Annotated in this window: 1 protein-coding gene; it reads left to right on the top strand. The window is 77.5% G+C overall.

The window, feature by feature from the left end; genetic code table 11:
- Positions 1–262: hypothetical protein (locus SB660_RS21505; protein ID WP_410584437.1), on the top strand; the 262-nt coding region annotated here is incomplete at both ends.

Below are 262 nucleotides of genomic sequence, written 5' to 3'. Positions count from 1 at the left end.
CTCGATGTCCGCGGCCGTCACCGCGCCGCGTCGTGCCGGTTCCGCGCCGACCGCGCCGCGCACAACGCCGCTGCAGCTGCGGCAGCTGTTGCAGAGCGGCGGCCAGGACGACGTCTCCGCCGCGCTGTGCGCGCTGGTGACGCCGCCGGCCGCCTCGCTGGATGCGTTTCGGACGCGACTGCGCGATCCGGCGCAGCGCGACGCGCTCGACCAGTGGCAACGCGCGCGCTGGGCGCAGGGCGATGTGGCCGCGGCGCGTGCC

Source organism: Bacillus sp. SIMBA_005, assembly GCF_046535585.1.
In the GTDB taxonomy this organism is placed as follows: Bacteria; Bacillota; Bacilli; order Bacillales; family Bacillaceae; genus Bacillus; species Bacillus pumilus.
Note: the sequence above shows the minus strand (reverse complement) of the source record. Positions and strands in the feature narration are given on the sequence as shown.